Source organism: Jeotgalibacillus alimentarius (genome assembly GCF_000829445.1).
Classification (GTDB): domain Bacteria; phylum Bacillota; class Bacilli; order Bacillales; family Jeotgalibacillaceae; genus Jeotgalibacillus; species Jeotgalibacillus alimentarius.
This window is the reverse complement of record NZ_JXRQ01000029.1, coordinates 122972-147587: the sequence shown is the minus strand read 5'-3', so window position 1 is coordinate 147587 and position 24616 is coordinate 122972. Positions and strand designations below refer to the sequence as shown.

Annotated in this window: 26 protein-coding genes; 18 read left to right on the top strand and 8 right to left on the bottom strand. The window is 42.6% G+C overall.

The genetic code is table 11. The annotated features are described in order from the left end of the window. The first annotated feature begins 201 nt into the window (after nucleotides 1-201). The 3 genes from KP77_RS15650 to KP77_RS15640 all read left to right on the top strand — a co-directional run bounded on the left by KP77_RS15650 (nucleotide 202) and on the right by KP77_RS15640 (nucleotide 2205). Nucleotides 202-402 (top strand): cold-shock protein, encoded by a 201-nt coding sequence (locus KP77_RS15650; RefSeq protein ID WP_041123677.1) that lies wholly within the window; start codon nucleotides 202-204, stop codon nucleotides 400-402. Nucleotides 403-596: 194 nt separating this feature from the next. Continuing rightward, nucleotides 597-1187 carry a DNA-3-methyladenine glycosylase gene (locus KP77_RS15645; RefSeq protein ID WP_152614755.1) on the top strand — a complete coding sequence of 197 codons (591 nt, stop codon included), beginning with the start codon at nucleotides 597-599 and terminating at the stop codon, nucleotides 1185-1187. A gap of 13 nt (nucleotides 1188-1200) precedes the next feature. After that, the gene (locus KP77_RS15640) at nucleotides 1201-2205 is read left to right on the top strand and encodes an acrylyl-CoA reductase family protein (RefSeq protein WP_200889079.1); all 1005 of its coding nucleotides are present in this window, start codon (nucleotides 1201-1203) and stop codon (nucleotides 2203-2205) included. Nucleotides 2206-2265: 60 nt separating this feature from the next. Here KP77_RS15640 and KP77_RS15635 read toward each other — a convergent pair whose 3' ends face one another. Further along, the gene (locus KP77_RS15635) at nucleotides 2266-3432 is read right to left on the bottom strand and encodes a PstS family phosphate ABC transporter substrate-binding protein (protein ID WP_041123675.1); all 1167 of its coding nucleotides are present in this window, start codon (nucleotides 3430-3432) and stop codon (nucleotides 2266-2268) included. Then, a complete protein-coding gene (locus KP77_RS15630; protein ID WP_041123674.1) occupies nucleotides 3410-3877 on the bottom strand; it encodes a helix-turn-helix transcriptional regulator in 468 nt (155 codons plus the stop codon). The genes KP77_RS15635 and KP77_RS15630 overlap by 23 nt, the downstream gene beginning before the upstream one ends. 311 nt (nucleotides 3878-4188) lie before the next feature. Between KP77_RS15630 and KP77_RS15625 the strand changes: the two genes are divergently transcribed. Then, nucleotides 4189-4950 (top strand): threonine/serine exporter family protein, encoded by a 762-nt coding sequence (locus KP77_RS15625; RefSeq protein ID WP_041123826.1) that lies wholly within the window; start codon nucleotides 4189-4191, stop codon nucleotides 4948-4950. 15 nt (nucleotides 4951-4965) lie between these two features. After that, a complete protein-coding gene (locus KP77_RS15620) occupies nucleotides 4966-5409 on the top strand; it encodes a threonine/serine exporter family protein (RefSeq protein WP_041123673.1) in 444 nt (147 codons plus the stop codon). Between the two features lie 40 nt (nucleotides 5410-5449). Here the strand turns inward: KP77_RS15620 and hepT are convergent, their stop codons facing one another. Together hepT and mntA are read right to left on the bottom strand one after the other, a co-directional pair. Then, nucleotides 5450-5857 (bottom strand): type VII toxin-antitoxin system HepT family RNase toxin, encoded by a 408-nt coding sequence (hepT, locus tag KP77_RS15615; protein ID WP_041123672.1) that lies wholly within the window; start codon nucleotides 5855-5857, stop codon nucleotides 5450-5452. Further along, nucleotides 5847-6245 carry a type VII toxin-antitoxin system MntA family adenylyltransferase antitoxin gene (gene mntA / locus KP77_RS15610; protein WP_041123671.1) on the bottom strand — a complete coding sequence of 133 codons (399 nt, stop codon included), beginning with the start codon at nucleotides 6243-6245 and terminating at the stop codon, nucleotides 5847-5849. The genes hepT and mntA overlap by 11 nt, the downstream gene beginning before the upstream one ends. Before the next feature lie 167 nt (nucleotides 6246-6412). Here mntA and KP77_RS15605 point away from each other — a divergent pair, with 167 nt between their 5' ends. After that, nucleotides 6413-6778, top strand: a complete 366-nt coding sequence (locus KP77_RS15605; RefSeq protein ID WP_041123670.1) for a DUF2512 family protein — start codon at nucleotides 6413-6415, stop codon at nucleotides 6776-6778. A 62-nt stretch (nucleotides 6779-6840) separates the two neighbouring features. On the opposite strand, the gene KP77_RS15600 is transcribed toward KP77_RS15605, so the two are convergent. From KP77_RS15600 to nagA, 3 genes are all read right to left on the bottom strand, one after another. Next, a complete protein-coding gene (locus tag KP77_RS15600; RefSeq protein WP_041123669.1) occupies nucleotides 6841-7995 on the bottom strand; it encodes a GGDEF domain-containing protein in 1155 nt (384 codons plus the stop codon). Between the two features lie 103 nt (nucleotides 7996-8098). After that, the gene (gene nagB / locus KP77_RS15595; protein ID WP_041123668.1) at nucleotides 8099-8821 is read right to left on the bottom strand and encodes a glucosamine-6-phosphate deaminase; all 723 of its coding nucleotides are present in this window, start codon (nucleotides 8819-8821) and stop codon (nucleotides 8099-8101) included. Next, nucleotides 8809-9966: an N-acetylglucosamine-6-phosphate deacetylase gene (nagA, locus tag KP77_RS15590; protein ID WP_041123667.1), complete on the bottom strand. Its 1158-nt coding sequence runs from the start codon at nucleotides 9964-9966 to the stop codon at nucleotides 8809-8811. The genes nagB and nagA overlap by 13 nt, the downstream gene beginning before the upstream one ends. Before the next feature lie 150 nt (nucleotides 9967-10116). Between nagA and KP77_RS15585 the strand changes: the two genes are divergently transcribed. The 10 genes from KP77_RS15585 (at nucleotide 10117) to murQ (ending at nucleotide 21086) form a co-directional block, all read left to right on the top strand. Then, the gene (locus tag KP77_RS15585) at nucleotides 10117-10977 is read left to right on the top strand and encodes a MurR/RpiR family transcriptional regulator (protein WP_041123666.1); all 861 of its coding nucleotides are present in this window, start codon (nucleotides 10117-10119) and stop codon (nucleotides 10975-10977) included. 31 nt (nucleotides 10978-11008) lie between these two features. After that, a complete protein-coding gene (locus tag KP77_RS15580; protein WP_052474349.1) occupies nucleotides 11009-12415 on the top strand; it encodes an FAD-binding oxidoreductase in 1407 nt (468 codons plus the stop codon). Further along, complete coding sequence (locus KP77_RS15575; protein ID WP_041123665.1) at nucleotides 12412-13701, top strand: (Fe-S)-binding protein; 1290 nt, start codon at nucleotides 12412-12414, stop codon at nucleotides 13699-13701. Before KP77_RS15580 ends, KP77_RS15575 begins: the two co-directional genes overlap by 4 nt. A gap of 126 nt (nucleotides 13702-13827) precedes the next feature. Then, nucleotides 13828-14673, top strand: coding sequence for a MurR/RpiR family transcriptional regulator (locus KP77_RS15570; RefSeq protein ID WP_041123664.1), 846 nt, complete (start codon nucleotides 13828-13830; stop codon nucleotides 14671-14673). A gap of 157 nt (nucleotides 14674-14830) precedes the next feature. Further along, nucleotides 14831-16180, top strand: a complete 1350-nt coding sequence (locus tag KP77_RS15565) for an extracellular solute-binding protein (protein WP_041123663.1) — start codon at nucleotides 14831-14833, stop codon at nucleotides 16178-16180. A 109-nt stretch (nucleotides 16181-16289) separates the two neighbouring features. After that, the gene (locus tag KP77_RS15560; protein ID WP_041123662.1) at nucleotides 16290-17183 is read left to right on the top strand and encodes a carbohydrate ABC transporter permease; all 894 of its coding nucleotides are present in this window, start codon (nucleotides 16290-16292) and stop codon (nucleotides 17181-17183) included. 18 nt (nucleotides 17184-17201) lie between these two features. Continuing rightward, entirely contained in the window at nucleotides 17202-18032 is an 831-nt protein-coding gene (locus tag KP77_RS15555; RefSeq protein WP_041123661.1) for a carbohydrate ABC transporter permease, read from the top strand. A gap of 16 nt (nucleotides 18033-18048) precedes the next feature. Then, nucleotides 18049-19122, top strand: a complete 1074-nt coding sequence (locus KP77_RS15550; protein WP_052474347.1) for a serine hydrolase domain-containing protein — start codon at nucleotides 18049-18051, stop codon at nucleotides 19120-19122. A gap of 12 nt (nucleotides 19123-19134) precedes the next feature. Next, nucleotides 19135-20139 (top strand): BadF/BadG/BcrA/BcrD ATPase family protein, encoded by a 1005-nt coding sequence (locus KP77_RS15545; RefSeq protein WP_052474345.1) that lies wholly within the window; start codon nucleotides 19135-19137, stop codon nucleotides 20137-20139. Nucleotides 20140-20186: 47 nt separating this feature from the next. After that, nucleotides 20187-21086 carry an N-acetylmuramic acid 6-phosphate etherase gene (gene murQ, locus KP77_RS15540; protein ID WP_041123660.1) on the top strand — a complete coding sequence of 300 codons (900 nt, stop codon included), beginning with the start codon at nucleotides 20187-20189 and terminating at the stop codon, nucleotides 21084-21086. A 209-nt stretch (nucleotides 21087-21295) separates the two neighbouring features. Here murQ and KP77_RS15535 read toward each other — a convergent pair whose 3' ends face one another. Then, nucleotides 21296-21691, bottom strand: a complete 396-nt coding sequence (locus KP77_RS15535) for a hypothetical protein (protein ID WP_041123659.1) — start codon at nucleotides 21689-21691, stop codon at nucleotides 21296-21298. A gap of 131 nt (nucleotides 21692-21822) precedes the next feature. Between KP77_RS15535 and KP77_RS15530 the strand changes: the two genes are divergently transcribed. Continuing rightward, nucleotides 21823-22149, top strand: a complete 327-nt coding sequence (locus tag KP77_RS15530; protein WP_041123658.1) for a nucleoside triphosphate pyrophosphohydrolase — start codon at nucleotides 21823-21825, stop codon at nucleotides 22147-22149. Beyond that, nucleotides 22142-24571 carry a DEAD/DEAH box helicase family protein gene (locus KP77_RS15525; RefSeq protein WP_041123657.1) on the top strand — a complete coding sequence of 810 codons (2430 nt, stop codon included), beginning with the start codon at nucleotides 22142-22144 and terminating at the stop codon, nucleotides 24569-24571. The genes KP77_RS15530 and KP77_RS15525 overlap by 8 nt, the downstream gene beginning before the upstream one ends. Nucleotides 24572-24616 lie beyond the last annotated feature (45 nt).

Below are 24616 nucleotides of genomic sequence, written 5' to 3'. Positions count from 1 at the left end.
AAGTATTTCTCCAAAAGGTTTGCTATTTCCAAAACCCCATGCTATGATAAGACCATGCTTAATACGTAACACCATCTAATTCACATGTTATCAGGAACTTTTTACATTTTCCTATCATGTAAAAAGCTTGTGATAGCATGTGAATTCTTTGTTTTTACTCAGCTATTAAGTAAAACTTAGAACACAGTGGAGGAATTACCCATGAACGAAGGTACAGTAAAATGGTTTAATGCAGAAAAAGGATTTGGATTTATCGAAGTAGACGGCGGCGAAGACGTATTCGTACACTTCTCAGCTATCACTGGCGACGGATTCAAAACTCTTGAAGAAGGTCAAAAAGTTAGCTTTGAAATCACTCAAGGCAACCGTGGCGACCAAGCTGCTAACGTTGTAAAATTATAATTTTACACTTCCAAAACACCCGCTTCTCTTTTGAGGAGCGGGTGTTTTTTTGCGTTGATCGGGCACACGCCATGGATCTGCGCAATTTATAGTCATTCTAAAAGTGGCACAATCATCTCCGTCCCCGGTGTGCCCCTTGTTTTAAGCAGGAACTACACAGGGAAAGGAAGAAGTATACCAAAAGAAAGTGTGTGATGATCATGAAACCACTGGCACAGTCTTTTTATGAGAGGTCTGCACTGGAGCTTGCAGATGCTTTGATTGGAAAGCTGCTTGTGAAGGATACGCCTGAGGGCAGGGCTTCAGGAATTATTGTGGAGACAGAAGCCTATATGGGTGCTGAGGACCGGGCGGCGCATAGTTATGGCAACCGCCGGACGCGTCGGACCGAGATTATGTTTGGAAAAGCGGGTTCTGTGTATACGTATCAGATGCATACGCACACGCTTGTGAATGTTGTGGCATCTGAGGTGGATACTCCGCAGGCTGTGCTGATCCGGGCAGTGGAACCGGTTGAAGGCCTTCATCTAATGGAAGCAAGGCGGCCAGGAAGAAAGCAGGTTGAGTGGACGAATGGGCCCGGGAAGCTCACGAAGGCGCTTGGGATTGCGATGAGTGATTACGGATCCCATTACACAGCGCCACCGCTGCAGATTTTTGAAGGATGGGAAGATCGTGACTTTGAAGTGATGACAGGTCCGCGGATCGGGATTGATAATACAGGAGAAGCACGCGATTATCCGTGGCGCTTTTTCGTAAAAGGAAATCCGTATATTTCGCGGTAAACAAAGGGAGGAATTGAACATGACATTTAAAGCAGTAATGGTCGACTTAAAAGATGATCAGGTGGAAGCAAAAGTGACGGATGTAACAGAAGGTCAGCTGCCGGAAGGAGAAGTGTTGATTAAAGTGGCGTATTCAAGCGTCAATTTTAAAGACGGGCTGGCCGGATTAAAAGATGGCAAGATCGTTCAGTCCTATCCATTTATACCGGGGATTGATCTCTCAGGAACGGTTGAGTCGTCAGAGGACAGCCGTTTTCAAAAAGGGGATCAGGTGATTGCAACGAGCTATGAAATCGGCGTAACACACTTTGGCGGGTACAGTGAGTATGCCCGAATCCCGGGAGACTGGGTAGTACCATTACCTGATGGACTTTCATTAAGAGAGGCAATGATCTTCGGGACTGCAGGCTTTACAGCAGCACTGTCGGTACATAGGCTCGAAAAAGAGGATGTAACGCCTGAATCAGGTGAAGTGCTTGTTACTGGTGCAACAGGCGGCGTCGGCAGTATGGCTGTTGCGATGCTCGCAGCAAAAGGGTATGAGGTGACAGGAAGTACAGGGAAATCTTCAGAGCATGATTACCTGAAATCTCTTGGCGCGGGTAAAGTAATTTCGCGTGATGAAGTGTATGACGGCGGGAAAATCAGACCGCTAAACAAAGGAGTCTGGGCTGGTGCTGTAGATCCTGTGGGCGGTGACAGTCTGGCTTCTGTTTTGAGTAAAATGAAGCAGAACGGGGCGGTTGCAGTCAGCGGTTTGACCGGCGGGACTAAGGTGCCGGCGACTGTGCATCCATTTATCCTGCGCGGTGTCAGCCTGCTTGGTGTGGATTCAGGCTACTGCGCAATGCCGCTGCGGGAACAGATCTGGAAGCGTCTCGGCTCTGATCTGAAGCCGGCTATGCTTGAAGAACTGGTGGATCGTGAAGTAGTGCTTGAAGACGTTCCGCAGGCGATGGCTGATATTATTGAGAGTAAAATCCGCGGCCATGTATTGGTAAAGGTTGCTGGAGAATAGAGCAAAAAGCTGTCCGGAGTTGAAATCCGGGCAGCTTTTTTGCGCGCAGAGTAAAGTGCTTTACTCCACACTCACATATCCAGTCTCCTCCACAATCCACTGTCCCTCTTCAGACAAAATCCAGTCAATCAGCTGCTGTTCATTTTCAGTCCGTTCGCCAACGGTAATCGCATAGAACTCAGCAGATAGTGGATAGCTGTCGTCACGGATCGAGTCAGCTGAAGGGTGAACGCCGTCAATGGCCAGCAGCTTGATATCCCCATTTCGCACCATTTCTGTGGAAAAGAATCTGTAGGAGAACCCGATTGCGTTTCCGTGATTGCGGTAGTCAGATGTCTCTTTAATAATGCCACCCATTCCGGTGACAATTTCTTCGCCGGGTGCTTCCATAATCGGGATGCCGTACATTAATTTTTCAAGTGCAGTCTGGCTGCCGCTGTCATCCGGGCGCTGGAATGCCTGGATGTCTTCATCTTTTCCACCGACATCTTTCCAGTTTGTAATTTTACCTGAGTAAATAGCCTGAATTTCTTCAGTGGTCAAAGAATCCACAGGGTTATTCACATTTACAAAAAACACAAAAGCTTCGCGGCCGATTGGTGTCATATCAAATGTGTGTCCTGCGCGTTTTGCAGCAAGTTCCTGTCTTTTAGAAGGGCCTGCAGTAAAAATGATGTCTGTTTCTTCCCCGATCAGCCTTTCATACGCCTGATCTGTCTTTGTCGATTGAACAACTGAGTTACCCACATGTGGATAATCACCCTCAGGATAAACCGCCTGAACAAAAGCTGAATACAGTGGATACAGTGCTGTGGCACCATCGAGTCTTGGTAAGTCTTCTTCTAAATGAAATGACGCTTCACCATCCATCGACACAGCTTTTGTACCGGATTCAAACGGCTCATACTCAGCCAGGTCGACCTCCGCAGAATTTGTAATGTTCACAAGGTAAGCGTCATAAGCGGCCAAACTGCCAATTGTTAATAGGACAGTTGCTGTGATTACAACCATCGTATAGGTAAGCTTTTTACCCTTAAGCAGCCGGAAAAAGCGGAGAATAAATAATATGTACAGAACTACACTCACGACAATCAGGATGATCATTTCACGCTGTCCGATGATCAGCAGCGTGTACAGACTTGCGAAACTGACGAAGAAGAATCCGATAAATCCTACAAAAATAACTCCAATCACTCTCAATAAATTATTCTTCGGTCGTTCTTCCATGGCTCAATTCCTCCATTCTCAGATAAGCTTCTTTTTCATCAAACGTACTGATCCATCTGAAATGCTTCTGATCAAGAACGCGGTAATGCTTACTGATAACGTTCTGCTGAAGACGGTATCCGCCAGTACTGTGAAGTTCTTTCCACCACACTTTTCCGCCAAGCGTTCGGCTGACTGGTTCATCTGCATGTTCAAATGTAACCAGCCTGATGACTTCAAGCGGTTCATCTCCAAGTGTATGTTGCAGCACTTCACTCTGATGAAAAAGGGCGGTTATAGCCACTACTGTATTCCAGCCTGGAAGGGAACGATCTTTCTCGATCTGAACAAGTGTTTTTTTAGATATCCCCAGAATGTCAGCCATTTTGTCCTGAGAATAACCATTTTCTACGCGTATTAACTTCATCTTTTCCGCAATCATGTGGATAACCTGCTCTTTATTCAAAAAATCCACCTCCGTTAGATTAAATAGTTCCTTATAGTGTAATATTACACTTTTTTAGAGATTCGTCAATGAAAATCTTTTACACAGTTGTGGGTAAATGGTGTGGATAGTGCAGGTCCGGGTGTATGGATTCATTTCTGTTTCTGTGGCAGTCATCCACCTTTTGCTTTCACATCCTGTCAATTCAACGCCGTCATAAGTTCAAACTGTCCACAATCACCCCGAAATTTCCTCCCCATCCCTAAATAAATCATGCTACACTAATAGCACTGAAATGGTACGGAGGTGGTGACGGGATGGAGATTGAAGATATGGAACAGTATCTTGAGGAGCAGTATGACATGATGGATGTATGTCTGCTTGCGGGAAAGATTATGCTTGAGAGCGGAGCGGAGACATACCGCGTGGAAGATACAATGATGCGGATCGCAAAGAACTACGGGATTAAAGAGTCCCACAGCTACGTAACGCCGACTGGCATCATGTTTTCGATTGAGACAGAAGAACCGACGAAAACAAAGCTGATCCGGATTTCAGACCGCACCACAGATTTGAAAAAAGTGATGCTTGTGAACAGCACCTCCCGTAGGATCGCAAATGGAGAGCTGGACGTTCCGCAGGCTTACCGTATTTTAAAAAGAATATACAAAGATGATGAAACGTACTCACTTAAAACACGGATTGCTGCAGCAGCGATCTCAAGCGGCTGTTTTTTGATGATGTTTCAAGGGTCATGGGCTGATTTTATTCCGGCTGTGATCATTGGCGGACTCGGATTTGCGAGTGTTGTGTACGTACACGATCTCGTGCTGATCAAATTTTTCTCTGAATTTATGGCTGCGCTGGTGATTGGGCTTCTTGCAGCAGGCGCTGTTATGACGGGGCTTGGGCAGGAGCTTGATAAGATCATTATCGGCTCCGTCATGCCGCTTGTGCCGGGACTGTTGATTACAAATGCAGTTAGGGATCTGATCGCCGGACATTTTATATCCGGTTTATCTAAAGGGGCAGAGGCTTTCCTGACCGCGTTTGCGATTGGATCAGGAATCGCAGTTGTCGTCACATTATTATAAGAAAGGGGAGAGCCTGTGGATATCTTGATTCAAACGGTTACAAGTTTTATTGCAGCTGCTGGATTCGGCATTATTTTTAACGCACCAAAAGAAGCACTCTGGAAGTGCGGACTTGTCGGGATGCTTGGCTGGATGGCATTTTTTATCCTGACGCTTCAGGGGATCGGAGAAGTACCTTCAACAGTAGCAGCAGCTTTTATGATCGCAGTGATCAGTCAGGTATTCTCCCGGGTCTATAAAGCGCCTGTTATTATTTATATTGTATCCGGTATTATTCCACTCGTACCTGGTGGAACTGCGTACAATGCGATGCGTTCGTTTGTAACAAATGACTATAATATGGCCCTTTCTTATGCGGCAAAAGCGTTCATGGTATCCGGATCCATTGCGATGGGTATTGTGTTATCAGAGGTAATCAGCCAGATTATGAAGCAGAGCCGGTTGAAGAGAATCGGTTAAGATGAAAAGCCCGGCGTTGTGCCGGGCTTTCTTATATGAGTTATCTCATTTTCAGGATCTGTTCAGTAAAATCAGTAAAATCATTCAGGTGTTCTTCAATGATGGCTTGTAAAATATCCAGTGCCAGCTCCTGATATTCATGGACTGCAATATTTCTGAATCCAACCATTGCTTTTAGGTTAGCGGAGATTTCAGGACTGATGCATGCTGCTTTTTCCAGAAAGTCAAATGCTTCACGGCTGGTTTTTGGGATCCCAAGCTTTTTTGTCTGAACGATGTGTAATGCCAGATCAATCGAAACCTGGCAGGCCCGCTGAATATTTAGAACAATACTATCCTGCTTAGTGTAATCTTCAAGATTTTCCGGGTTTTGATCATACACTTCTTTCACACGACGGATACAACGCTCAATGGATGACACTTTATTCACGACCACATCACTCTTCATATATACGCCCCCGCTGTTCAACATCCTTCAATATATTCATTCTCATCTCATTCAAGTCAACATACATCGCCAGACTTTTAATTTTTTCTTTATGGTACAGATCTTCATTTTTTGCGTATATACATTCACCGTCATAATATACCTGAGCAGCAAAAACTGTATCAATTGTTTTAAGATCTACCAGATCTGCTTCTGCACCGAGCAGTTCAGACAGCTGGCTTTTTAAAATGAGACGATTAAACGGTGCAATATGTTTGGTCGGATAATAAGCGATATCATAATCACTTGTTTCACGCGCAGTTGATCTGGCATGAGATCCGAAAAGCAGGATGAATTCCGGATCAAGAGATTCAACGAGTTTTTTAATAGCGGATTTCATATGATCCATACTGACCCCTCCAGACCGTTATTTTCTATAGTGTATCACAATCGCACACGATCATTTCCCATATTTTCAGCCATGGATTTTCTCCCATTCCTGACAACTCTATATCAATATGATTGTCCGCCACACGTGAGACAATAAGGCGGTGACAGGATCGGGGGGTGTTAGACATGAACCATGGGAAATCAATGCTGATCAAAGCGCTGATATTGTTTCCGGTGATCTGGATTGTGCTGACAGGCTTCAATGAGGTGACGTTTACAGATTCAACCATTGTTGCTGTTGTGCTTTATGTAGTCGCTTATATCGGGGATATGCTTGTTGTCAGAAATGCGGGGAACACGGTTGGCACGATTGGCGACCTGCTTCTTGGGACGCTTGTGATCTGGTTTACACTTGTCCTGCTCGGTTATAACGATATCTTTGGTGAAGCACTCGCAGCTGGTTTGATTTTGACTGCAGGTGAGTACTTTTACCATAAGTGGCTAATTCGCAACCTGTTTGAAGAAACCGCAGAACCTATAGGAAATGTATAAAAAAATTCCCGGAGAAATGTCGAGATGAAAATCTCTATTTCCCGGGAAATTTGTCGAACGATTCATATGTGAAAGCCTGCTGTATGAATTTCAGACCGGTGTTTTCTGAGTGATTTTTCCTGATACATCTTGTGATCAGCTTTCACTAACAGTTCATCAAGTGTTTGACCGTCAGTGGGATAAGCAGCGTGGCCAATGGAAATCTTCAGGTTAATCACACCGTGTTCAATTGGCTTGTCATCTTCAATCGCATATCTGAGTTCCTGTTTCATATCAGAGATTGATTGCTCGTCGACAGGCTGCTGAATAATGACAACAAACTCATCCCCACCAAGACGGACAGCTGTGTAGCGCTGCCACGAGAAGTCTCTTAGTGAGTCAGCCATTTTAATTAGCACATCATCGCCTGTTTTATGGCCAAAGGTGTCATTAATTTGTTTGAAACCATTCAAATCCAGTGAAAATAAAACAAAAGATTTGTTTGTTTCCTCTTTAAGAAGCTGTTCCATATAATCGCTTAAATATTTTCTATTCGGCAGGCCGGTCAGGTAATCATGAGTTGCCAGCTTTACAATTCGATTATGATTTCTAAAATGAACGGCAATACTAAGGCCGTACGTCCAGCCAAGCGTCCATATGATGACAACAAAAAACAAATAACTCGTATATGGGTGAGCATCCAGATTTGCGTCAAATGAACCATTCCATGCTAAAATCCATCTTCCTGCAAATGAAGTCCCAATCAGCACAAATATGGCAGCTGACAGCATATATATTTTTCTTTCCATCCCGGTAGATTTTCGCAGCAGAAAAAATGCCGAAAAATAGAAGATAGGAATCATTAATGAATCGAAAAATAAGAACCGTTCATTTGGAGCGTCTCTTAGAATCATGATGAATACAGTTGAATAGATCATCACCAGTACATATATGTAAGAACGCAGTCTTTCTCCACTATAACCGCGAAATCTTAAAATCCCCTCAAGGATTAACAGAGGCGCAAGTATGGTTGCAATGTTATTCAGTACGACAGTATAAGATCCAATGTATGAAGCAAAAGGCAAAGGAAGAAAGCCCAGTCCGCCGATAATGGCAGCCCATGCCCACATGCCAAGTCCTCTTTCCTGGAGGTTCATCTTCCAGGTAACCGTCATGACGACAGCTGAAATGATCGCAAGTAAAAATAAAACTGCCCCAAGCGTTATTGGATCGAACATATGAAAGTCCCACCTCCTGTACCGATCTTCTCCTATATTATACATGAGGATAGGACTAAATATCTAGTTTTGCAGAATATTTATTTTTTTGGAAAACTGAGCATTATTTACTCATCGCGGCGTTATCAACGATCAGCGTAACATCTTTATGATTACATAAGGCTGAAGCAGGAAACGCAGGATCTGTCTCTCCGTCTAAAAGCCGCTTCACTGCATTAGCCTTCTTCTCTCCGGATGCGAGCAGGACAATTTTCTTGCTGCGCAAAATAGACTTTACACCCATTGTGATCGCATGCGTCGGGACTTCATCAGGAGAGCGGAAATAGCGTGCATTCGCCTCGCGCGTTGAGTCAGCAAGCCTGATCACATGTGTATCTCCATCGAAATCACTGCCAGGCTCATTAAAGCCGATATGACCGTTTTCCCCAATCCCCAAAATCTGCAGGTCAGGCGGTCCGACTCTCTTCAGAAGCTTTTCATATTGCCTGCACTCCTTTTGAAGGTTTGATGCCATCCCATTTGGAATAAACGTCTGATCCCTTAGAATATCCACGTGGGAAAACAAATGCTCGTTCATATATCTGTGATAGCTTTTTGAGTGAGCCGGGTCGAGCCCGATATATTCATCGAGGTTAAATGTCTTCACATTTTTAAATGAAAGAAGCCCCTCACGATACTGTCTGACAAGCAGCTGGTACATTCCGATCGGCGTGCCACCTGTAGCAAGTCCGAGCACCGGATCCTCATGACTTCGTATGCATTCACCAACCAATTCGGCAGCATGCTTACTCATTTCAATGTAGTTCTTCACAATCACAACATCCATGACAACCCCTCCTTCTGATAGACAACTTCACCACGGCAGATCGTCAGTACCACGTTGAAGGATGCATCAAGTACAACAAAGTCCGCGTCCTTTCCAGGTTCAATACTGCCTTTACGATCCCATACCCCAAGCTGGTGCGCTGCATTCCCGGATGTGATTTTTGCAAGGCCATCAATCGTGATGTCTGTAATAGACATCATATTTTTAACCGCGTGCTCCATCGTCAGTACACTGCCGGCAAGCGTTCCGTCAGCCAGCCGTGCTTCAGTTCCTTCCACGGTTACCTGCTGGCCGCCAAGATCATACGTCCCATCAGACAGTCCCTTCGCACGCATCGCATCCGTAATCAGCATCAGACCGTCAGCACCTTTTTCATTCCAGGCAAGCCTCACCGCCTCAGGGTGACTATGTACAAAATCCGCAATGATTTCAGCCTTTAATCCTCTTTCCAGCAACGCACCGCCTGCCACACCAGGGTCACGGTGATGAAACGGACTCATCTGGTTATACAGATGAGTCACCTGGCCCGCACCTGCATCAATCGCCTGCTTCAATTCATCATACGTGGCACCTGAATGTCCGACAGAAACCGTCACACCGCTGTCTGACACTTCTTTTGTAAAATGAAAGCCATTCTCCCGTTCAGGTGCAGCGGTCACTACTTTAATTGTCTCTCCGCACGCTTCCTGAAAAGCCTGAAATAATTTAATGTCCGGTGTAATCATCAAAGTCGGATCCTGTGCCCCGGCTTTTTCAGGTGATAAAAACGGACCTTCCAAATGAACCCCAAGCACCTCAGCACCTGACGTTTGCCGACTCATAAATTCAGCTGTATTCCGCAGCGCCTTCATCACACCACCTTCAGTCTGCGTCATCGTCGTCGCGAGAAATGAAGTCACGCCTTCTTTCACAAGCGCATCCGCCATCACCTGAAGTGCCTCAGGTGTCGCATCCATCACATCAGCCCCGGCTGCCCCGTGTATGTGGGGATCGATGAAGCCTGGAAGGAGATGGTGGGTTGGGGGGATTGAAATATCAGCTTGATCTGCAGAAGCGTTGGATATAGATATAATTTTGCCATCAGAAATACAAATCCTGTTTTTGATATTTTTAATAACGTACTCAATCTCTAGGTGGTTGATCATAATAGCACTCCCGAGTCATATTTATACACAGTATATAATGATGCAAAAAATAATGAAATAATATTTTAAAAATTCAATTGATTTTTAAAATGAATATAGATAAGCTGAGATGAAATAGAAAGATTTATAACATAGAAAGTGAGGACGAGTATGGGAGAAATCAAGGGAGGGATCATTATACTTTCTGAAATGGCAGGTAAATTACCGAAATCGGAAAGTAAAATCGCTCAATATATTCTTTCGCATCCTGAGGAAGCAGTTCAGCTCACTGCTGCAAAGCTCGGTGAAAAAAGTGGAACCAGCAGTGCAGCGGTGATAAGGCTGTGTAAATCTGTGGGATTCTCTGGGTTTCAGGAATTGAAAATCCGTGTTGCCGGGGATCTGAAGGAAGATAATAAAGAGTCTTACAGAGATATTAATCCCAAAGAGGAAGTTAAAAACATTGTTAGTAAGGTCACACAAAATACCATACGTATGTTAAGAGAAACAGTAGATATTTTAAGTGTAAAAGAGATTAATCAAGCTGTAGAAGTACTAAGTAAGGCTAAATCTATTATCTTTCTCGGTTTTGGAGGATCATATATTGCGGCAAAGGATGCAGAGCAAAAGTTCATGCGGATAGGTAAAGAAGTACATGCTTTTTCAGATACACATATGGCTGCGACTTTAATTGCAAATAAAGGAGTTAATGATGTGGTAGTTGGAATATCTTTTTCAGGTAATACGCCTGAAGTAGCCCGACTACTGGAGTTGGCACATAGTAAAGGTGTACAAACGATTGGGATCACAAAGTATGGACGGTCTCTTGTAAGTGAACAGGCTGATATTCAACTTTTTATATCACCAACCGGTGAAGCGACACTGCGTAGTGGTGCTACTTCATCCAGAATGGCACAACTTCATGTTATTGATATCTTACTCATATGCATTGCATCAAGAGAATATGAAAATACAATGAAACAAATTGACGAAACTAGAGACTCTATATCATTTCTTAGGAAGGACAAATAGATTGTAATTTGAAAAAAGAGGTGAGATTAAAATGAATGATCGATTATTAAAGACCTTGAAAGGGATCACAAATGGTCACGCCCGTGCTTCACAAGCCGATCTCCTAGCCTATTCCTATGACGGCACCCCCGGATTTCAGGCCATGCCGGATGCGGTTGTGTCGCCCGGGTCTGCAGAGGAAGTGTCTGAGATTGTGAGATTTTGCAGGTCAGAAGGCATTCCGATTGTGCCGCGCGGGTCCGGAACGAACTTAAGTGCAGGAACGACGCCGACTGCGGGTGGGGTTGTGCTGCTGTTCAACCGGATGAATCAGATTCTTGAAATTGATGAAGAAAATCTGACAGTGACAGTGCAGCCTGGTGTCATCACCAAGGACCTGATTGATGCAGTGGAAATGCGCGGTCTGTTTTATCCGCCTGATCCATCATCTATGAAAATTTCAACAATTGGCGGGAACATCAGTGAGAATTCAGGCGGTTTACGCGGATTAAAGTACGGTGTGACAAAGGACTATGTGCTTGGTCTTGAAGCAGTGATGCCGGATGGTTCTGTCATCAAAACGGGCGGTAAACTGGCGAAAGACGTGGCGGGCTATGATCTGACAAAGCTGCTGACAGGAGCTGAAGGTACGCTTGGTGTCATTACGGAAGCGACACTGAAGCTGATTCCAATGCCGTCATCGAAAAAGACGATGCTTGCGCAGTTTGCAGCGATGGATCAGGCTGCTGAAGCAGTGTCTGCGATTATAGCGAACCGGATCATTCCAGCTACACTTGAATTCATGGACCGTGCGACGATCCGTGCAGTGGAGGACTTTGCAAAAGTCGGACTGCCGCTTGAAGCGGAAGCGATCCTTTTAATTGAGCAGGACGGCGCAGAGGCTGCTGTGAATGATGAGATGCAGTTGATGAAGGAAATCTGTGAGAAGCAGGGGGCTTTTTCAGTTGAGCTTGCGAAAACCGCTGAAGAAGCGAACAATCTGATGACAGCGAGACGTTCAGCGCTCTCTGCTCTTGCAAGACTGAAACCGACTACTATTTTAGAAGATGCAACTGTACCTCGGTCAAAAGTAGCTGAAATGGTGGAGGCAATTACGAAGATTGCCGTAAAGCATCAGGTGACGATCTGTACGTTCGGTCATGCAGGTGATGGGAATCTGCATCCGACGTGTATTACAGATGCGCGTATCACTGAAGAAATGCACCGTGTGGAAGCGGCATTCGAAGAAATTTTCAAAGAGGCAATCCGCCTGGGCGGAACAATCACAGGAGAGCACGGAGTCGGTGAGATGAAGGCGCCGTATCTGGAGTGGAAGCTTGGTGCATCAGGGATCAATGTTATGAAGCTAATCAAGCAGTCACTCGATCCGGATAATATCATGAACCCGAACAAAATATTCGGTAAGTCAGAAAAGAAACGTGTGGTGGTTGGCAAATGACAGTTGAACAGGCTTTTACAGAACGGATGGATGAAGGCGAACTGATGAACTGTATGCGCTGCGGCTTCTGTCTGCCCAGTTGCCCAACTTACATACAAACCGGCGGAGATGAGGTTCACTCTCCGCGCGGACGTATTGCCATGATGAAAGCTGTACACGATGGGCTGATGCCGCTCACTGATGAGATGACGAACTCACTTGATGTCTGCCTCGGCTGCCGTGCATGTGAACCGGTCTGTCCTGCAGGCGTTCAGTACGGTCACCTGCTTGAAGAGGCCAGAACGATTATTCAGGACTATAAGAAGCCTTCTGTGAAAGAGAAGGTTGTGCGCAGAACAGTTTTAAATGAGCTGTTCCCAAAAAACGAACAGATGAATAGAGCAGTTGGTCTGGTCCGCTTCTATCAGACGTCAGGTCTGCAAAAAGGGGTGCGGAAAATCGGCTTTTTAAAGCTGTTTCCTGAATCGATGAGGGAGATGGAAAAGGTGCTGCCAGCAATTCCGAAAAGAACGCGTACTGATAGAAAGCGCCTCCTTGCAACCGGTGAAAAGAAAGCAACAGTGGCATTTTTTCAGGGCTGCCTGATGGATACCATGTTCCAGGAGACGAATCAGAATACGATCAGACTCCTGCAGTCAGCAGGCTGTGACATCGTCATTCCTGATGGACAGGGCTGCTGCGGGGCACTTCACGGCCATGCCGGTGAAAAGGAAAAAGCGATTGAAATGGCAAAGCGGAATATAGAAGCATTTGAAGGAATGGAAGCAGATTATATTGTGCTGAATGCCGGAGGGTGTGGCGCATATCTTGCGGGTTACGATCACCTTCTGTCTCAGGACATGGAGTGGCGTGAACGTGCTGCCAGATTCAAGGCAAGGATCCGCGACTTCTCAAGCATTCTCATTCAGCATGGCTTTGATGAGCGCATCCGCTTTAAAAAGCGTCAGCATCGCGTTACTTATCAGGATTCATGTCACTTAAGAAACGGCATGGGCGTACACCACGAACCGCGCCAGCTTATTCAGATGGTCGAAGGCGCCGATTATGTCGAGATGAAAAACGCAGACGGCTGCTGCGGCTCAGCGGGTGTCTACAATCTCGTGCAACCTGAAATGAGCATGCAGATCCTCGATGATAAGATGAAAAACGTAAAAGAAGCGGCACCAGGCGTAATTGTCACAGCGAATCCGGGCTGTCTGCTGCAGATGAAGCTTGGGATTGAGCGAGCGGGACTGAGTGGTCTGGTGGAGGCTGTGCATTTGGCGGATTATCTAAATAATGATTGAGAGATAAGATTTAGAAAATTAAAAAAATGATTGACATTGCAAATGTGCTTGCATAAAATGTAGTTAAGCTACATATAAATTAAATAAAATTAGTAGTTAAGCTACATTTTATGTTTGGGAGGTAACATGGTAAATGGTCTTGAAAGGCTAAAACAAGGTTTGTCTTCTCTAAAACCGTCTGAGAAAAAAGTTGCTCAATACATTCTTGATCATCCACAACTTGTATTGGATATGCCAATCGCAATGTTAGCAAAAAATGTTAGTACAAGTGAAGCGACTATCATTAGAATGTGCCGCTCTTTGCATATTAATGGTTTTAAGGAATTAAAACTGAGTATTTCGGCTTCGCTGAGCAATCACAATGATGCTGAAGAGAGGTACAGAGACATTTCAGCAAACACCAGTTTGACAGATATCATTCAGTCGGTAGCAAATAATAACCTTCATTCAATAAAAAGTACACTGAACTTGATGGATGAAAAAACAATTAAAGCAGCCGTTGATTTAATTGCAGATGCTAGAAAAGTAGTAGTTATTGGTGTAGGGGCATCCGCTATTGTCGCATTGGATTTTGAACAAAAGCTCAGAAGAATCAATAAGTGGTGTGAGGCTCTTACAGATAGTCATTCTCAGCTTACATCAGCTGTTCATCTGGATGAACAAGACGTAGTCCTTGCTATATCTTATTCCGGAGAGACAAAAGAGATCGTCAATACATTAAAACTGGCTGAGAAGAATAAAGTAAATATTATTTCATTAACAGCATACGGTACTAACACTGTACAGAAAATGTCATCTGTTAATTTGTTTGTTTCTCCAATAGAAGCAAGCATTCGAAGCGGAGCAACAGCATCAAGAATTGCCCAATTAAGTGTAATTGATATTCTCTTTATAGGCATTGCGTCCTTAAATTACGAACAGTCTATTAATTATTTGGATAAGACCAGAGAAGCTATAAATAAAAAACATTAATACTGATAAGGCGATACGTGCATCAAAATCACTGTGTTCATTTGGAAATACAATTTTATTTTCGGGGGTGAAGGGAAGACGCTGAACGCAAATGCAAAGTACCAATAAAAGAAAGCGCTTACTTTTAAAACATAATAAAAAATAGGGGTGGAAATAAATGAATAACAAAAAGTTGAAAAGAAGTTTGTTATCAGTTTCAGCGTTATCACTTATCGCATTAGCAGGATGTTCTTCAGACGACTCATCTTCGGAACAGGCTGATAACAGCAATTCAGAAGGAGGGGTTTCAGGAGAGCTTGAAGTTCAATATTTTGTGGGCGGATACGGTGATGAGTGGTGGAAGAGTACAATTGAAGCATTTAAAGAGGAGTATCCAGATGTTGAAGTAATTGAACATTCCGGACCTAACATTAACGAAGAAATGAAAACACGCTGGATCTCAAACGATCCACCGGATGTTGTCTATATTGATGGTAACGGTGCTAATGAAACACAAATGATTAATGATGGACAGTTAATGGACCTTAGTGACTGGGCAAGTGATCTAACGTTTGAAGGTGATACCCCATTAATGGAGAGCTTTATTTCTCCGGCTCAGGAAGTCGACGGGGCTGTGTATAGCCTTCCGCTAGTCTTTGATACATGGGGTGCTTGGTATGATAGTGCCTGGTTTGAAGCTGAAGGATGGGAAGTCCCGGAAGACTTTGACAGCTGGTTAGCATCAATGAAAACGATCCAAAGCGATGCAGGAATTGAACCATTCATTACAACTGGTCAATATCCACAGTATTTCCAAAGGGGAGTATTAAACCCTGCATTTGCTGCAGCTGGTGGAGAAGAGTTACTTAATAATTTATCAAATGGTGTCGTAGAAGCATGGGAAAGTGATGAAGCACTGGAAATTATGAAAAAAGTACAGGAAATTGTTGACGCAGGCCTGATTGATGAAGGATTTGCTGCGCGAAGCCATACACAAACACAGATGAATTTCCTTATGCATGAAACAGCTTATATACCAGTAGGCTTCTGGCTTCCAAATGAAATGGCGAATGATACACCGGAAGATTTTAAATACGGTTTTATTCCAACTCCTATGAATGATTCAGGAGATGCAATGGCACTCGTGCCGGATATCAGACCTGTAGCAATTGCAAAAGAGGCTGAGAATCCTGAAGCAGCTAAAGCATTTGTAGAGTTTATGTTCTCTGAAGAACGTGCACAGGCATTTGCAGAATCAACAGGTGCTATCATGAACCTTAAAGGTGTAGATTTGAGTGCAAATGAGAATGTACCTGAGTTTCTTAAAGGAATCAATGATCTAATTAATAATCCGGGAACAATTGAGATTTATAACCGTGCCCAGCCTACTGGGGAAGAGATGGAAATTGCTGTTGAAATTACGAATGAAGTAAAAGCACGCAGTGTTGACATTTTGATGGGTAAAATAACTGCTGAAGAATTCGTAAAAGCGATGGCAGATAAATCAAGAGAATTAAGAGGAGAATAATTGACTTAAAGGAGGAATGCGGAGTCGTATAGACTTTGCATTCCTCTCTCCATCTATAAGGGAAATACCTTCGTATTCTGAATAATACTGAAAAGAAAAGAGTGATGGTGTGGTCCAGTCTAAAAAACAAAAATACTTGTTTTTGACGTTCTGCTTATTACCGACCTTTCTATTGTTTGTTATTTTTACAGTTTATCCAATGGTAAATGGTATTTATTTATCATTATTTGATTGGTCGGGAATGAGTGCAAACAGAGAGTTTGTTGGATTTGAAAATTATGTTCGTATGTTTAACGATGAAATTATTGGTAAGGCAATTTATAATGATTATTTCTTTGTTGTAACCAAGGTAATTGGCATTATGATTCTATCGCTATTTTTTGCTGTAGCCTTGACACAATTGAAAGTAAAAGAAGCACCATTTTACAGAGTAGTGTTTTTCTTTCCAAACATTATGTCAGTAGTAGTAATCGGGATCCTATGGCAATTTATCTACGAGCCTGATATTGGTCTTGTCAATGGACTGTTAACCTCCATTGGGCTTGAGAGTTGGACCAGACCCTGGCTTGGTTCAATGGAATGGGCGTTACCATCTTTAGTAGTACCGGCAATTTGGGCAGGAATTGGATTATTCATGCTATTGCTTATGGGAGGAATTATGAATATCCCAAAAAGCCAATACGAATCAGCTGAAATTGATGGAGCCAGTGAATGGCAGCAGTTTTGGAAAATTACCGTCCCATTAATATGGCCACAAATCAAAACCTCAATGATTTATATTGTGATCACTTCATTAAATGGTTCATTTGTACTTGTACAAATCATGACTAATGGGGGGCCAGGTAACGAAACGGAAGTTATGGGATCATACTTATATCAAAAAGCATTCGAGGATTTCCAATTTGGATACGGTGCAACAATTGGTGTACTCATTCTCATTTTATCTTTAGTGACAGTTTTAATTATGCAATTCGTATTAAAAAGAGAAAAAGTAGAATACTAGGGAGCGGGGAACTTATTTATGACAAAATTTTTAACCGGCGCTGCTGTGCGTATTCCATTAATTATATGGTCGATACTTGTCGTATTCCCATTAATATGGATGTTCATTGGTGCTTTTAAGTCAAATGCCGAAATTTTTTCATCTCCATGGTCCATGCCGGAAACCTATAATTTTGGGAATTTTGTATCTGCATGGGTTGATTTCAGTATAGGTTCATCTTTTCTCAATACGATATTTGTAACTGTATTAGGTACTGTACTTTGTCTGGCATTTTCAATTCCGACAACCTATGCACTTGAAAGGTTGCGTTTTAAAGGCAGTGAAGTATTATTTAATGTTTATCTTGCATCTATGATGATCCCGGCAGTACTCGGTTGGATTCCATTATTCTTTTTATTAATGAATATGAACCTTCTGGATAACCTGTTTGCATTATCAGCAGTTTATGCAATTTCACAGGTGCCATTTACGATATTCATCTTATCGAGCTTTATGGGGAGTGTCCCGAAAGAACTGGAGGAAGCAGCAGCAGTTGATGGCATGAGCCCATATGGTGTGCTGTTTAAAATTGTCACTCCAATGGTGAAAACAGGGATTATTACAGCTTCAATCTTAAATGCTATTACGTTCTGGAATGAATACTTTATGGCACTTATTTTGCTGCAAACTGAAAGCAAAAATACCCTGGGTGTACAAATGGATTTATTAAGTACGAATGCGCAATATGAAAGTGCCTGGGGCGCTTTATTTGCAGGTCTTGTTATTGCAGTAGTGCCTGTTATTATCTTCTATGCAATTTTCCAGCGCCATATCGTTAAAGGCATGACAGAAGGCGCAGTAAAAGGATAATTGGAGGGGAGAAGCCTTGAAGGATACTCAAATGGATTTTTCTAAAATAAAAAACCTGATTGATCAGGAAGTTGAAAACGGGACACTACCTGGTGCTGTACTGGCTGTCACAACAAATAATAGCGTGCCTTTCATATATTCAGCAGGTTATGCACATAAAGAAAAAGAGATTAAAGTGACTGAAGAAACATTATTTGATCTTGCATCGTTAACGAAAGTAACATCGACTTTACCAGCGATATTACTGTTACTCGAAGCAGGTGAAATTGATCTCGATGATCCCGTCTTTTATTACATTCCATCATTCAAGGAAAAAAATGATGACATTACGATTAAACATTTATTAACTCATACCAGTGGATATCAACCTGAGATTAAGTTTTATGAGCGCAATCTGACAGTAGATGAAGCAGTTCTTGAAATCGCAGGGATCACTTCAAAAAAACCTGCAGGCTCTGAGGTTATATACAGTGATTTAAACTATATTACTCTGGGCTACCTCATTGAGCAGGTTAGCGGTATGTCATTAAACGAATTTACAAACGATAAAATCTATATGCCACTTGGTATGCAGAATACTTTTTTTAACCCTCCGGACCACATGAAAAAACAGACGGCTGCTACAGAGTTTCGAGATGAACTAAATGATTACCAGTGGGGCAGTGTACATGATGAAAATGCAGATCATTTTAATGGTGTAAGCGGTCACGCCGGACTTTTCTCAACTGTTAATGATCTGGCGAAATTCTGCCAGTTATTCCTGAATCGAGGGACTTATCATGGGAAAAGGTTATGGTCACCGATGACTGTGGATGTGGCAGCTCATTGTTATACTGACGATTTGAATCTTAGTCGCGGACTTGGATGGCAGTTGTATTCTACAGGGGTTTTTTCTGGACAGTATCTGCAGAACGGGTATGGTCATACAGGGTTTACAGGAACCTCCATGTGGATTTCACCTGACAAAAATCTGGCGATCGTATTATTAACAAACCGGGTTCATTATGGGAGAGAAACTAATATAAACAGCTTTAGAAGAAAGTTGCATAATCGCATAGCAATCACGATGGAAGAAGCCGGTGTTATTTAGGGGAGTGATCGTGTGAATGGAATAACAGATAGTTCAAAAAGATGGATTGGAATTGATGGAGGCGGAACAAAAACATCCTGTGTCATAGGAGACCGTAATGGACATATCCTGGGTGCGTCATTAACAGCTTCCAGTAACATTCATTCAAATTCACATCATCATGTTAAGGAAAGACTTCTTCATTTAATCATAGACGTAATGCAAAAAACAGACGTTTCTTATGATCAGATTGAAGTGATACAAATGTGTCTATCAGGCTGTGATCGGGAATCTGATAAACATACAGTCAGACAATTTTTTCAGGGAACAGAATTTGAAAAGAAGATCAGCATAGCGAATGATGCAATTGCTGCTTTGTACGCAGGCACAGCAGGAGCGCCAGGAATCGTCTTAATTGCAGGTACAGGGTCTATTGCTTATGGATTATCAAAAGATGAAAATAACCCGGTCAGAATAGGCGGCTGGGGTTACCTTTTGGGAGATGAAGGCAGTGGTTATCACATTGGGCAAATGGCTTTGAAAAGCGTATTAAAAAGTTTCGATGGCCGGGGTTCTAACACCTTATTAACCACTATGCTCATGGAACACTTTGAAATACAGAATATTCAGGAGATCATTCCGATTATATATGGAGATCAGTTTACAAGAACACTGATTGGAAGTCTCGCTGAAATTGTAATGAAGGCAGACGAATCAGGAGATACCGTTGCAAAAAATATTCTTAAACAGGCAGTATTAGAAAAATGCCTTATCGTAAAGGCAGCAATCAATCAGATGGATGAAGAAGAAATGTCTATCGTTCTTCATGGCGGGCTTTTTTCAAATGATCGTTATAAGAAAATGTTTTGCATTCAGCTAAATTCAGAAATGAACACTAAATTGAATATTATAAATCCTGATATACCTCCTGTGGCAGGAGCTTATATTCTTGCGCTAAAACAAAGTAATATACCAATAAGTCAAAAAGTGAAAAATCAATTAAGGGAGCACTACCAGCCTGCTGCAGACCGATGTTGATCGTGTGTGATTGATGAAATAAATTCTATAATTAGGGTGATGGCCATATGGAAATGATATCGAAACTGACCACCGAAATGAGAAATGAAAAATCTAAAAATCTTGATCAAATGACTATTGATGAAATTCTTGAATTAATGAACGAAGAAGACAAAATGGTCCCTGATGCGGTAAAAGCTGTTCTTCCGGAAATCGGCCAGGCAGTTGCTTATGTAAAAGAAGCTCTTCTAAATGGAGGATCAGTTTTTTACATAGGTGCAGGTACCAGTGGCAGGATCGGCTTGCTTGATGCCGTAGAATGTCCCCCGACCTTCAGCACTTCAGCCGACAAAGTACAGGCTGTTTTGGCAGGAGGAGAGGCATCCCTTTTTAAGGCAATCGAGGGAGCGGAAGATAATCAAAATCAGGGAGTGAAAGATTTAGAAGTCAGGAAAGTCAGCAAAAGAGATGTTGTAATTGGTATCGCAGCAAGCGGAAGAACACCATACGTTAAGGGTGCATTAGAATATGCATCTTTCATTGGTGCGAAGGTAGTCAGTCTGACCAGCAATAAACACTCAGAGATCTCCAAATATGCAGATGTAGCGATAGAAGTTGTTACGGGACCTGAAGTGTTAACTGGCTCTACCAGGTTAAAAGCTGCTACAGCTCACAAAATGATATTAAATATGATATCTACAGCCTCTATGATTAAATTCGGAAAGGTTTATCAGAACCTGATGGTAGATGTAAATGCTTCAAACTATAAGTTGAAAGAGCGCGCTAAAATGATTGTCAGTGAAGCAACAGGAGTGCCCTATTCTGAAGCAGAGCATGTTCTTGAAGAGACTAATTATGAAGTGAAACCTGCAATCGTAAAAATATTAACCGGAACAGATCCCGAAACAGCAAAATCAAAGCTGATTCAGGCAAATGGGTTTGTAAGAGAAGCGGTTAATAGTAATTAAGCTGACGAATAGAATGAAAGGCAATTTTAAAAACAGCGGTGGGTGCACACTGCTGTTTTGTTTTGGAATATTAAGTTTAGCAGTGTCAGAGGTATAATACGAAGTTAGCTTTGGGACTGTCTTTTAAAAATGTGGAAATCTTTATCAAGTTCAATATGTTTATGAAGCGGGTAATCGAATTCCTGATCGCGCTTCTCATGTTTTTCAGCCTAAATTTTTAACCTAGACAGAATCGCATGCTGATTTTCATTCTCCATGCGGTCAAGCTGTAAATCGATTTTGTCGAATCTGGTATTAGTCTGCTGCTTGAAAGAGGAAAGTTCCTGCTTTTGCTCGTGAAGATCAGACTTGATCGCTTTCAGCTCTACGTTAATCCCACTCATCTCTCCATAGAGCCTGTTCGTTTCTCCATGAATGCCGATTATTTCTTCATGAATCCCTTTTATCTCGTTCTGCATGCCAGTCAGACCATCCTTCAAGCCGGATATATCTTGCTGCATGCCAGTCAGACCATCCTTCAAGCCGGATATATCTTGCTGCATGCCAGTCAGACCATCCTTCAAACCAGTTATATCTCTCTGCATGTCTTTCAAAATATTTAACATCTCATTCTCTATTATTTTCACCTCCTTCTTGGTGAATCTATTATAAAACGCTCAGAGGTAAAAATATAGTTATGGATGAAGCTTCCTTTTTAAAGGCGTATAATAGATAGAAACAGAGAGGGAGTGTCATTATGCCAATCTACAACAAACTCGTACGCGACCTCATCCCGGACATCATCGCAGCAAGCGGGAAGTCAATGGAGACGCGGATTCTGAGCAATGAGGAATATGTGATTGAAGTAAAGAAAAAGATGAAAGAAGAGCTGGCTGAATACCATGCCACCCAGGACGACGAAGGCGCAATCGAAGAACTCGCAGACCTGCTGGAACTGATCTCAGCGGCGGCTAGAACGCACGGTGCTTCGCTTGAAGAAGTGGAGAGAGTCAGGGAGTTAAAGGCAAGAGATCGTGGTGGGTTTAAGGAGAAGATTTATTTGGTGAGTGTGGAGGATGACTAGCGTTAAGCTGATTACATCGCACTTGATAAACGAATTGAATCATCATATTGATGAGGCAGAAGAAATCTATATACTTGCAGCCTTCATAATGGAATCAGGTGTGAAAAAAATACTGCCTTCGCTCAGAAAAGCGTCTGAAAGAGGGGCAGATATCAGAATACTGACTGGGGACTATTTGTGTATTACTCAGCCAAAAGCGCTAAGGCTGCTCATTACTGAACTACCGCAGGCTGAGGTGAGATTGTGGCAAAATGACGGCAGGTCATTTCATCCCAAAGCCTATTTATTCAGATTTACAAGTGGGGGGCATGTTGTTGTTGGATCTTCAAATCTATCCGCTTCGGCTTTGAGTGGAGGAGTGGAATGGAGCCTGTCTGCGGCGTCAGATCAGGAGCAGCTATTTGAACAGTCAGCTGAGGCATTTATGAAGCTCTTTCAGCATGACTGTACGATTCCGGTTAATGCAATATCTATTGAAATGTATGAAAAAGAATTTGAGGCTTTTCATTCAGTAAAAGAGGTACATAAAGTTTGGAATGATTCAGAGGAAGAAGCTGTAATGTTTGGTGAGCCTGAAGATCAGGAAGAAGCAGTGACAGTGATGGAAGCACCTGCACTGGGTGAGATATCGCCAAGAGAAGCACAGGAGCAGGCTCTTGCTGCTTTAGAGGAAACGAGAGAGCTGGGTTATGATAAAGCAATGATTGTTATGGCGACAGGACTCGGAAAAACATATCTTGCTGCGTTTTTTGCAAGGCAATTCAAGAGAGTGCTATTTGTCGCGCATCGGGAGGAAATCCTGAGGCAGGCGAAGGCGTCTTTTGAACACGTATCGCATGAGTGGAATACCGGTCTTCTCACGGGAACAGAAAAACAGCTGAATGAGGATATTATCTTTGCGTCAGTTGCGACCCTGTCCAGAAAGCATTATCTGGATCAGTATGATCCTAAAGCTTTTGATTTGATTGTAGTTGATGAATTCCATCATGCAGCCGCTGTGTCTTATCAAAAGATTATTAACCACTTTACCCCATCGTTTTTACTTGGTATTACAGCAACGCCTGATCGTAATGATGGAAAAGATGTATTTGCGATTTGTGATGGCAATGAAGCTTATAATATGAACTTTTGGAAAGCAATTCAGAATCAGTGGCTTGCTCCATTTCATTATTATGGAGTTTATGATGAAACAGACTACTCAAAAATTAGATGGCTTAGTTCAGGGTATGATCAGGAGCAGTTGGAACAGGTTCAGCTCAGAGAAGAAATGGCTGAAAAGATTTATGCTGCATGGAATAGACACCGTCAGACAAGAACGATTGCATTCTGCTCGTCTATTAGACAGGCAGAATTTCTGGCTGACTATTTCAGTAAGCGCGGCAGAAATGTAGCTGCACTTCATTCCAAGGGACATTATTCAAGACATAAAGCGATTAAAGAACTGCACGAAGGTGTATTAGATGTCATTTTCACAGTGGATCTGTTCAATGAAGGTGTCGATATCCCGCCTGTTGATACGCTTTTATTTGTAAGGCCAACTGAATCGCTGACAGTGTTTACACAGCAGTTGGGACGCGGTTTGCGCCTGTTTGCAGGGAAAAGTCATTGTACAGTGATTGATTTGATAGGGAATTACAGGAATGCAGATGTGAAACTGAAGGTCTTTGCCCAGAACCCGTCTGATTTTGAGAGAGACAATAAAAATGTTGTGCCTGAAGTTCCATTAGGCTGTGAAGTGCAATTGGAAACTCAGATTATTGATCTTGTGAAGGAAATGGGTAAAAACAGACTTCAGGTCAGAGACCGTTTAATTCTTGAACTTGAAGAACTTATACTGGATATAGGGAGAAGGCCAACCTATTTACAATTCCACAGGATGGCTTCTATTCCAAGTATATTTATTAAGCGCAGCTTTGGCTCATATGTAAATTTGTTAAAAAGTGCCGGTCAACTAACAGCTGATGAAGAGCAGGTTGCTGATTTGTATAAGGACTGGTTCATAGAAGCAGAGAAAACAAGTATGGTGAAAAGTTATAAAATGGTCGTATTGTTTGCTATGTTGCAAAGAGGACCGGAAAACTGGTATAGAAAAATTACAGCAGATGAAATCGCTTTTGAATTTCATCATTATCTGACTGAAAAGAAATACCGAAAAGTCATTGATTTTAGTGATAAGAAAGGGAAATCGCTTTGGGAATTCAATGAGAAAAAAGTTGCTAAACTTCTTAAAGATATGCCACTGTCTAAATGGTCAGGATCTTCAGGTGGACTTGTGAAGTTTGAAAATGATGAGTTCTGGTTTGATATACCTGAACCATCGACAGAAATGCATCAGGATTTGTATGATCTTACAAAGCAGATTTGTGAATACAGACTGGAAGAATATTTCGAGAAAAAAGCTTCGCGATCAAAAATGAATTAAAGCAAATTATAGTGATTTGGAAAAAGGTCTTCATCTCAAGTATCT

Excerpts from the sequence above, each read along its gene's own strand:
- KP77_RS15575 (WP_041123665.1), top strand. The coding sequence starts at position 12,412 with ATGACAGTTGAACAGGCTTTTACAGAACGGATGGATGAAGGCGAACTG.
- KP77_RS15600 (WP_041123669.1), bottom strand. The coding sequence starts at position 7,995 with ATGTTCGATCCAATAACGCTTGGGGCAGTTTTATTTTTACTTGCGATC.
- KP77_RS15580 (WP_052474349.1), top strand. The coding sequence starts at position 11,009 with ATGAATGATCGATTATTAAAGACCTTGAAAGGGATCACAAATGGTCAC.
- KP77_RS15650 (WP_041123677.1), top strand. The coding sequence starts at position 202 with ATGAACGAAGGTACAGTAAAATGGTTTAATGCAGAAAAAGGATTTGGA.
- KP77_RS15570 (WP_041123664.1), top strand. The coding sequence starts at position 13,828 with ATGGTAAATGGTCTTGAAAGGCTAAAACAAGGTTTGTCTTCTCTAAAA.
- KP77_RS15565 (WP_041123663.1), top strand. The coding sequence starts at position 14,831 with ATGAATAACAAAAAGTTGAAAAGAAGTTTGTTATCAGTTTCAGCGTTA.
- murQ (WP_041123660.1), top strand. The coding sequence starts at position 20,187 with ATGGAAATGATATCGAAACTGACCACCGAAATGAGAAATGAAAAATCT.
- KP77_RS15625 (WP_041123826.1), top strand. The coding sequence starts at position 4,189 with ATGGAACAGTATCTTGAGGAGCAGTATGACATGATGGATGTATGTCTG.
- nagA (WP_041123667.1), bottom strand. The coding sequence starts at position 9,966 with ATGATCAACCACCTAGAGATTGAGTACGTTATTAAAAATATCAAAAAC.
- nagB (WP_041123668.1), bottom strand. The coding sequence starts at position 8,821 with ATGGATGTTGTGATTGTGAAGAACTACATTGAAATGAGTAAGCATGCT.
- KP77_RS15525 (WP_041123657.1), top strand. The coding sequence starts at position 22,142 with ATGACTAGCGTTAAGCTGATTACATCGCACTTGATAAACGAATTGAAT.
- KP77_RS15585 (WP_041123666.1), top strand. The coding sequence starts at position 10,117 with ATGGGAGAAATCAAGGGAGGGATCATTATACTTTCTGAAATGGCAGGT.
- hepT (WP_041123672.1), bottom strand. The coding sequence starts at position 5,857 with ATGAAGAGTGATGTGGTCGTGAATAAAGTGTCATCCATTGAGCGTTGT.
- KP77_RS15605 (WP_041123670.1), top strand. The coding sequence starts at position 6,413 with ATGAACCATGGGAAATCAATGCTGATCAAAGCGCTGATATTGTTTCCG.
- KP77_RS15635 (WP_041123675.1), bottom strand. The coding sequence starts at position 3,432 with ATGGAAGAACGACCGAAGAATAATTTATTGAGAGTGATTGGAGTTATT.
- KP77_RS15555 (WP_041123661.1), top strand. The coding sequence starts at position 17,202 with ATGACAAAATTTTTAACCGGCGCTGCTGTGCGTATTCCATTAATTATA.
- KP77_RS15535 (WP_041123659.1), bottom strand. The coding sequence starts at position 21,691 with ATGTTAAATATTTTGAAAGACATGCAGAGAGATATAACTGGTTTGAAG.
- mntA (WP_041123671.1), bottom strand. The coding sequence starts at position 6,245 with ATGGATCATATGAAATCCGCTATTAAAAAACTCGTTGAATCTCTTGAT.
- KP77_RS15530 (WP_041123658.1), top strand. The coding sequence starts at position 21,823 with ATGCCAATCTACAACAAACTCGTACGCGACCTCATCCCGGACATCATC.
- KP77_RS15645 (WP_152614755.1), top strand. The coding sequence starts at position 597 with ATGATCATGAAACCACTGGCACAGTCTTTTTATGAGAGGTCTGCACTG.